This window comes from Gammaproteobacteria bacterium (assembly GCA_013003425.1).
Classification (GTDB): domain Bacteria; phylum Pseudomonadota; class Gammaproteobacteria; order Steroidobacterales; family JABDKV01; genus JABDJB01.
The window spans coordinates 1-8885 of the sequence record JABDJB010000065.1 but is presented as its reverse complement, the minus strand read 5'-3'; the positions used below and the strand labels follow the sequence as shown (position 1 = coordinate 8885).

Annotated in this window: 7 protein-coding genes; all 7 read left to right on the top strand. The window is 60.4% G+C overall.

The window, feature by feature from the left end; translation table 11 throughout:
* The first annotated feature begins 75 nt into the window (after window positions 1-75).
* Window positions 76-1926, top strand: a complete 1851-nt coding sequence (locus tag HKN06_09535; protein NNF61553.1) for a carbamoyltransferase — start codon at window positions 76-78, stop codon at window positions 1924-1926.
* Window positions 1926-2333 (top strand): sxtJ, encoded by a 408-nt coding sequence (locus HKN06_09530; GenBank protein ID NNF61552.1) that lies wholly within the window; start codon window positions 1926-1928, stop codon window positions 2331-2333. The genes HKN06_09535 and HKN06_09530 overlap by 1 nt, the downstream gene beginning before the upstream one ends.
* Window positions 2333-2482 carry a hypothetical protein gene (locus HKN06_09525; protein ID NNF61551.1) on the top strand — a complete coding sequence of 50 codons (150 nt, stop codon included), beginning with the start codon at window positions 2333-2335 and terminating at the stop codon, window positions 2480-2482. Before HKN06_09530 ends, HKN06_09525 begins: the two co-directional genes overlap by 1 nt.
* Window positions 2483-2504: 22 nt before the next feature.
* A complete protein-coding gene (locus tag HKN06_09520) occupies window positions 2505-3611 on the top strand; it encodes a hypothetical protein (GenBank protein NNF61550.1) in 1107 nt (368 codons plus the stop codon).
* Window positions 3608-4714, top strand: a complete 1107-nt coding sequence (gene carA / locus HKN06_09515) for a glutamine-hydrolyzing carbamoyl-phosphate synthase small subunit (GenBank protein ID NNF61549.1) — start codon at window positions 3608-3610, stop codon at window positions 4712-4714. The genes HKN06_09520 and carA overlap by 4 nt, the downstream gene beginning before the upstream one ends.
* Window positions 4711-7932, top strand: coding sequence for a carbamoyl-phosphate synthase (glutamine-hydrolyzing) large subunit (gene carB, locus HKN06_09510; GenBank protein NNF61548.1), 3222 nt, complete (start codon window positions 4711-4713; stop codon window positions 7930-7932). Before carA ends, carB begins: the two co-directional genes overlap by 4 nt.
* 235 nt (window positions 7933-8167) lie before the next feature.
* On the top strand, window positions 8168-8885 hold a 718-nt coding region (locus HKN06_09505), incomplete at its 3' end, for a cytochrome-c peroxidase (GenBank protein ID NNF61547.1).

Genomic DNA, 8885 nt, shown 5'->3' with positions numbered 1-8885 from the left:
GCGGGTTGCTTTCCCTCGGCCGCAAGTTCCGGTATTAGTGTGCACCCGGACCACGCGGCAGGCTCATTGTTATACATGTCTCAACCTCGATACATACTGGGTATTTCGGCCTACTACCACGACAGCGCGGCGGCACTGCTGGCCGATGGCGAGGTGCTGGCCGCAGCGCAGGAAGAACGTTTCTCACGCAAAAAGCATGACTCACACTTTCCGGTCGGCGCCATCCGCTATTGCCTGGAAGAGTCCGGGGTAAAGCTCACTGAACTCAGCAACGTGGTGTTTTACGACAAGCCGCTGGTCAAGTTCGAGCGCCTGCTCGAGACTTATCTCAGCTACGCACCGAAGGGTATCCGCTCGTTCCTCGCCGCGATGCCGGTGTGGCTGAAAGAAAAACTCTACCTGCGAACCACGCTGAAAAGAGAACTGATGTCGCTCGCGGACTGCAGCGAGAAAGAACTGCCAAAACTGCTGTTCGCCGAACATCACCAGTCGCATGCCGCATCGGCATTCTTTTTCAGCCCGTTCGAAAAAGCCGCCGTGCTGTGTCTCGACGGTGTGGGCGAATGGGCAACAACTTCAGTATGGCGCGGTGACGGCGACACACTCACACCACTGTGGGAAATCGACTTCCCGCATTCACTCGGGCTGCTCTACTCGGCCTTTACCTATTACACCGGGTTTCGGGTCAACTCCGGCGAATACAAGCTGATGGGGCTGGCACCCTACGGCGAACCGAAGTACGTCGACCTGATCCTGGACAAGCTGCTGGACCTCAAGGACGACGGCACGTTCCGGCTCGATATGCAGCACTTCAACTACTGCACCGGGCTGACCATGACCAACGAGAAGTTCGACGCGGTGTTCGGCGGCCCGCCACGCAAACCCGAAACAGCGATCTCACAAAAGGAAATGGACATCGCTGCGTCAATACAGAAAGTCACCGAGGAAGTCGTGCTGCGCCTGGCCCGCACAGTACAAAAGGAGACTGGCGAGGAAAACCTGTGCCTGGCCGGTGGCGTCGCGCTCAACTGCGTAGCCAACGGCCGCATCCAGCGCGAGGGGCCGTTCAAAAACATCTGGGTGCAGCCGGCAGCCGGCGATGCCGGCGGCGCGCTCGGGGCAGCCGCCATTGCCTGGCATGACTACCATGATGGCAAGCGCCAGGTTAACGGCAAGGACCGCATGGCCGGCTCTTACCTGGGGCCACGCTTCAAAGATGACGAAATACGCCGCCAGCTGGACGCATTCAACGCCAGCTACCAGCGTCTCGATGATGACCAGCTGTTCGATCAGCTGGCCGGATACCTCGAAGATGAAAAAGTCATCGGCTGGTTTCGCGGCCGCATGGAGTTTGGCCCGCGCGCACTGGGCGGTCGCTCCATCATCGGCGATCCGCGCAGCGCAAAAATGCAGTCGGTGATGAACCTCAAGATAAAGTACCGCGAGTCATTCCGGCCGTTTGCTCCGTCGGTACTGGCAGAACGTGTGTCCGACTACTTCGAGCAGGACCAGCCCAGCCCGTACATGCTGATTGTCGCGCCGGTGAAAGAGAGCCTGCGCATCCCGATGAGCGATGAACAAAAGAGCCTCTTCGGTATAGAAAAACTTAATATCAAGCGCTCCGAGCTGCCGGCCATCACGCACGTCGACTACTCGGCACGCATCCAGACTGTGCATGCCGATACCAACCCCGGCTATCACGCCCTGCTCAGCGCATTCGAGCGACGCACCGGCTGCGGAGTTCTGGTCAACACCTCTTTTAATGTGCGTGGCGAGCCCATCGTGTGCACGCCTGAAGACGCCTATCGCTGCTTCATGCGTACCGAGATGGACTACCTGGTGGTCGAGAACTTCGTGCTTGCCAAGCCGGATCAGCCGCACTGGGAAAAAGACGAGTCCTGGCGCGAAGAGTTCGAGCTGGACTGATGATGCATACGATTCCCGAACTGGACCGCAAGGGCCTGCGCAACTTCGGCTTTACCATGGCCGGCGCCATTATTGTGATCTTCGCGCTGCTGCTGCCATGGCTGCTGGAGGTGCCGATCCCGCGCTGGCCGTGGATTGCCGGCAGTGTACTGGTCGCCTGCGGGCTGATCGTGCCGGCGGTGCTGCGGCCGGTATACCGCGGCTGGATGCACTTCGGCCTGTTCATGAGTAAATTGACCACGCCGCTGATACTGGGGATAGTGTTTTTCGGCGTGCTGCTGCCCATGGCGCTGGTGATGAAGCTGATCAGCCGCGACCCGATGGCGCGCAAGCTGGACAAAGAGATGCCCAGCTACCGCGTCACCAGCCACAAGGCGCCAAAAGAAAACCTGGAGAAACCTTTCTGATGGAATTCATCAAAGACCTGTGGTCTTTCATGCGCGAGCGACGCAAGTTCTGGATGGCGCCGCTTATCATCGTGATGCTGTTGCTCGGCGCGCTCATCGTTTTCTCGCAGGGTTCCGCGCTGGCACCGTTTATCTACACCATATTCTAGGCAAACGTGTGACCGCCTCGCGATGAGCAAGCTCGACGATCTTGCCCGCTGGCAGCAGGCTGCGCTCGTGGTGGTCGTCCTTGCAGTGTTGTCCGTCATCCTGGTGCTGCTGGCCGAAGGAGCGGTCAGGGTGCGCCACTACGTCAAGCACGGCGACATGTGGGGTGTCGAGGACACATTTACAAAAGACAGCGACAGCGGTCTGCGCGTACCGCTGCCCTCCATCGACCGCGGCGGCATCCGTACTAACAGCCTGGGTTTTCGCAGCCCCGAGCTGAGCAACCCGAAGCCACCCGGCGTCTTGCGCATTGCGTTTCTTGGTGGCTCGACCACGTACGGCGCCGAGGTAAGCAGCAATGAGGCCAACTGGCCACACCTTGTAATACAACAGCTGCAGCAGCGCTGGCCGCAGGTCAGGTTCGAATACATCAATGCCGGCGTGCCCGGCTACGCCGCCGAAACCTCGCTGAAAAACCTGCGCGCCCGGGTGCAGCAACTAGAACCCGATGCCGTTGTCATTTATCACGCCACCAATGACCTGTCGCTTTACAGCTACGAGGAAGCGGTCCGACAAGGTGTCGCACGCGAACGTACCGAGGACGGGTTGAGCTGGCTGTCTGAGTACTCGCTGCTGTCGTACCTGGTTGAGAAGAACCTGCGAGTGCGCACGCAACAGGCGCAGGCATCGGACGCAGAACCAAAGCTCACAGTCGACACTGCCGCCCTCGCCGCGCCGTTCGAGGCTGCGCTGGTGGAACTGGGCACGGCGGCCGGACAGGTCGCCGATTTTGTTGCGCTGGTTACGTTCAGCACCCATCTGCGCCCGGACCAGACCGACAAGCAGCAGGCCGCGGCCGCCGTAACCGGCCTGTATTACATGCCGTACATGACCATTACGGGACTGTTGCAGGGTTTTGCAACTTACAATGAAACCATTCGCACCGTGGCCCAGCGCCTGGACCTGCACCTGGTAGACGGTGAAAACGATATACCGGGTGATCCGGTGCATTTCGCCGATTCGGTGCATTTCACCGATGCTGGCAGTAAAGTGATGGCCCGGCGGGTTGCCGAATCGCTGATTGGCGCGCCCGGATTCAACGAACTTGTAACAAAGAAGCAGGCCGAATGAAGCCAGATCTCAGACTACTGCTTGAAGACGGCACCGAGATGGCCGGGAGTTCATTCGGCGCGGATACGACGGTCGCCGGCGAAGTGGTATTCAACACCGGCATGGCCGGCTACATCGAGACGCTGACCGACCCGTCCTACTGTGGCCAGATCCTGGTAACCACCTATCCGCTGATCGGCAATTACGGCGTGCCGGCGCCACGCCGGGAAGCAACGCTGGACGGCCCTTACGAATCCGGCCGGATCCAGGTGCAGGCGCTGGTCGTGCAGAACTACGTCGACCACTACAGTCACTATTCCGCGACGCGTTCGCTGGCCGAATGGCTGCGCGCAGAAAACATCCCCGCCGTTACCGGTATCGACACGCGCACGCTTACCCGTCACCTGCGCGCGCATGGCACCATGCGTGGCTGGTTGCTGCCGGCCGACGCGCCGGTCGCTGCCGCACAAAAAGGCGCCGCGACCGTCGACATGGAACGTGAAGTTTTTTTGCGCGTGGCGCCACATGAACCTGTGCGCTACGACGGCGGCGACACCAATATCCTGCTCATCGATATCGGCGCCAAGGACAACATCGTCCGCTCACTGCTGGCGCGCGACGCCAGCGTGAACCGCATCCCGTGGCATGCCGAACTGGCACCCCATGCCGCGAATGCCGATGGCATCCTGATCGGCAACGGGCCGGGTGATCCCAAAGACCTCGATGTGCTCATCGGCCGGCTGGGCGAACTGATGAAAACCTGGCGCAAACCGATCTTCGGCATTTGCCTGGGCAACCAGATACTCACGCTCGCTGCCGGTGGCGATACCTACAAGCTGCCCTACGGTCACCGCAGCTGTAACCAGCCGGTACAGGACCGGCGCACCGGACGCTGCTATGTCACCAGTCAGAACCATGGCTACGCGGTACGTGATGACACGCTGCCCGACGGCTGGGAACCCTGGTTCGTCAACGTCAACGATGAAACCAATGAGGGCATACGCTGTACCGACCGGCCGTTTTACAGCGTGCAGTTCCACCCCGAAGCGCATCCCGGGCCCACCGATACCGGCTTCCTGTTTGACGATTTCCTGCAGCAGGTGCGGGAGCTGAAAAACACATGAAACCAGCACACGTAAAACGGGCACTGGTGCTGGGTTCGGGCGCGCTGCAAATCGGCCAGGCCGGCGAATTCGATTATTCCGGCTCGCAGGCAATAAAGGCGCTGAAAGAAGAAGGCGTCTACACCGTGCTGGTCAACCCGAACATCGCGACCATCCAGACCAGCACCACGCTGGCCGACCGGGTCTACCTGCACGCCGTTACGCCGGACTTTGTCACCCGGATCATCGAGAAAGAAAACGTCGATTCTATCCTGCTGTCATTTGGCGGCCAGACGGCGCTCAACTGCGGTATCGAGCTGGACCGGCGCGGCGTGCTGCTCGAACATGGCGTCACGGTGCTCGGTTCGCCGATAGCCTCGATCCAGGACACCGAAGACCGTCAGCGCTTTGTCGACCGGCTCAACGAAATTGATGTAAAGACTGCACGCAGTTTTGCCTGCAACGATGCCGCCAGCGCACGCAAGGCGGCAACCGAAATCGGTTTCCCGGTCATGCTGCGCGGCGCGTTTGCGCTTGGCGGCAAGGGCAGCGGCATAGTCGAAAGCGAACCGGACCTGGACGATGCACTGCGCCGCGCGTTTGCCGGCGGCGTGCCGCAGGTGCTGGTCGAGGAATGCCTGCGCGGCTGGAAAGAAATCGAGTACGAAGTTATCCGCGATGCACAGGACAACTGCGTGACCGTGTGCAACATGGAAAACCTCGACCCGATGGGCATACACACCGGCGAATCGATCGTCGTGGCCCCGTCGCAGACGCTCAACGACGAGGAGTACCAGCTGCTGCGCACCATCGCGATCAAGACGGTGCGGCACCTCGGCGTAGTCGGCGAGTGCAACATCCAGTACGCACTGGACCCGCACAGCGTCGATTACCGCGTTATCGAGGTCAACGCCCGGCTGTCGCGCTCCAGCGCGCTGGCCAGCAAGGCAACCGGTTACCCGTTGGCCTACGTCGCAGCAAAACTGGCGCTGGGTTTCAACCTGGCAGAAATTCCCAACGGCATTACCCGGCGCACCAAGGCCTTTTTCGAACCGGCACTGGATTACCTGGTGTGCAAGGTGCCGCGCTGGGACCTGACCAAGTTCCACGGCGCCACCAAACAGATTGGCAGCGAAATGAAAAGCGTGGGCGAGGTGATGGCTATCGGCCGCACCTTTGCCGAAGTCATACAGAAAGCGCTGCGCATGCTCGATATCGGTGTCGACGGACTTGACCCTGATGCCTTCAGCTTCGACGACCTCGAAGAAGAGCTGAAAAACGCCACGCCGCGACGCGTGTTTGCGCTGGCGCGGGCACTGCGTGGTGGCATGACGACGGACGAAGTGGCAAAGATCACCCGTATCGATCCATGGTTCCTGCACGGTATGGAGCCGATCGTCACCATGCACAAGCAGCTCAGCGACGGCGGCAGGGCGCCGGATGCTGACCAGCTGCACAGCGCGAAGCAGCTGGGGTTTTCCGACCAGGCTATCGAGACCATAACCGGTGGCGAGCGCGGCTCCGTACGCGCCCTGCGTCATGAATACGACATCCGCCCGCAGCTGGCCCAGATCGACACGCTGGCGGCGGAATTCCCGGCCAACACCAATTACCTTTACTCGACTTATCACGCCAGCCGCAGCGACGTCGAGCCCTCAACAAACAAGAAAATCATGGTGCTCGGCTCGGGCGTTTATCGCATCGGCTCAAGCGTCGAGTTTGACTGGTGCTGTGTGAACGCTGTCGAAGCGGCAGCTGCCGAGGGTTACGAGACCATCATGGTCAACTACAACCCGGAAACCGTAAGCACCGATTACGACATGTGTGACCGGCTGGTGTTCGACGAGATCAGTTTTGAATCAGTCATGGACCTGTACGAAATCGAGCAGCCCGACGGCGTCATCGTCAGCATGGGCGGCCAGGTACCCAACAGCATCGCCAAGCGGCTTCACGATGCCGGTGTGAAGGTCCTGGGCACCAGCCCGGAAAACATCGACCGCGCCGAAGACCGCAACAAGTTCAGCTCACTGCTCGATGAGCTGGGCATCGACCAGCCACGCTGGTTTCACGTCACCGATGTCACCGAAGCGCCAAATACGGTAGAGCGCCTCGGCGGTTTCCCGGTGCTGGTGCGGCCGAGCTACGTGCTCAGTGGCGCGGCCATGAGCGTGGCGCACGAGCCCACCGAGCTGGCCGATATCCTGTCGCGCGCGCGGCGCGTGTCGCCGGAACATCCGGTTGTGGTATCGAAATTCGAAACACACGCACGCGAAATCGAGATTGATGCGGTTGCCAGCGACGGTGAGCTGGTGCTTTGGGCGATCAGCGAACATATCGAGGATGCCGGCGTGCACAGCGGCGATGCCACGCTGGTCCTGCCGCCGCAGCGGCTGTACCTGCCAACCATTCGACGCGTCAGGCAGATTGCTTCGGTCATTGCGCGGGAGCTGGCGATAACCGGGCCGTTCAACATGCAGTTCCTGGCAAAACAGAACGCGGTAAAGGTCATTGAATGCAACCTGCGCGCTTCACGCAGCTTTCCTTTTGTCTCGAAAGTTACCGGCGCCAACTATGCAGCCGAAGCGATGCGTCGCATTCTCGGCAGCAAGGCCGAGGTAAACAACAACAGCCTTGACCTGGACTATGTCGGCGTGAAAGTACCGATGTTTTCCTTCTCCCGCCTGTTCGGCGTTGACCCCATGCTGGGCGTGGAGATGGCCAGCACCGGCGAGGTCGGTTGCCTGGGCAGCGACCTGCACGAGGCGCTGCTGCACGGCATGCTGGCCACCGGTTTCCGTTTCCCGCGCAAGGGTGTGCTGCTGTCGCTGGGTCCGCTGCAGGAAAAATACCTGTTTGGCGACGAGGCGCGGATCATCGCCGATGAACTGAAACTCCCGGTCTTTGCCACTGCCGGCACGGCCGAGGCGCTGCGCCAGCTTGGCATCGATTGCACCGAAGTCGGCAAACGGCCGGGCGAAGGCCTGACGGCGCTGGAACTGATCGAGCGCGACGAAGTGGACTGTGTCATCAATGTGCCACGGACTTATGACGAATTCGGCCGGCCCGACGGCTATCTCATACGCCGCCGTGCCGTTGATTATGGTGTGCCGCTGATAACTGACCTGCAGCTGGCTACAGCAGTGGTTGAAGCGTTGCGTCACCGCAATGCCGACAACCTGGAGATACTGGCACTTAACGATTACCTGGCTCGCACCGGTTCCGGACTGCCCGACGTCTGAGAATACGACTTAATTCCGTTGCGAAATGATAAGCACTTCGCCCAGTTTCAGGGACAGTTCACTTAATTGCATGCAATTAAGTGAACTGTCCCTGAAACTGTTAAGTGAACTGTCCCTGGAACTGGCTTTCCGACGAACCGGCCATCCTCTATAATTGGGGGGAAAGATTATTTATAAGACTGTACCTGCCAGCTCGTGCGGAGCTACAGTCAAGCCACGGTCCGGAGAGCATCAAATGAAACATCTTTTTGTCGCAGCAGCCTGCGGCGTCGCGGGGTTGACAGTTTTCACCACGGCGGCTTTCGCCACCGGCGCGGTGAAAGATTCCGACTATTACGACAACGGTCGTCCGGCTGCAGAAAAGGTCGAACTGGGGCGGAACCTGTTTTTCGACAAGATCCTGAGTGGCAATTTCAATATTTCCTGCGCCAGCTGCCATCACTCACTGACTGATACCGGTGACGGCCTGTCGCTGCCGGTGGGCGAAGGCGGAAACGGTCTGGGCGTAACGCGCGACACCGGGATCGGCGCCGATGAGATTCACGAACGCGTGCCGCGTAACGCGCCTCCTGTATTCAACCTCGGCGCCCGCGAGTTCCGGGTGATGTTTCATGATGGGCGCGTCGCAGTCGACGCTACGCAGCCGCAGGGTTTTCTGAGCCCCGCCGGTGCCGACCTGCCGGCCGGACTGGATAACGTACTCGCGGTGCAGGCGATGTTCCCGGTCACTTCCGGCACCGAAATGGCCGGTCAGGCCGGTGAAAACCCGGTGGCCAATGCCGCCGCGGCCGGTGACCTGCCGGCTGTCTGGGAACTGCTGGCGCAACGGCTGCGGGAGATCCCCGCCTATGTCGAGCTGTTTCGCGCCGCCTATGACGATATCGATCAGCCTGCTGACATCACTTATGTGCATGCTGCCAACGCCATCGCCACGTTCGAGGCACACGCCTGGC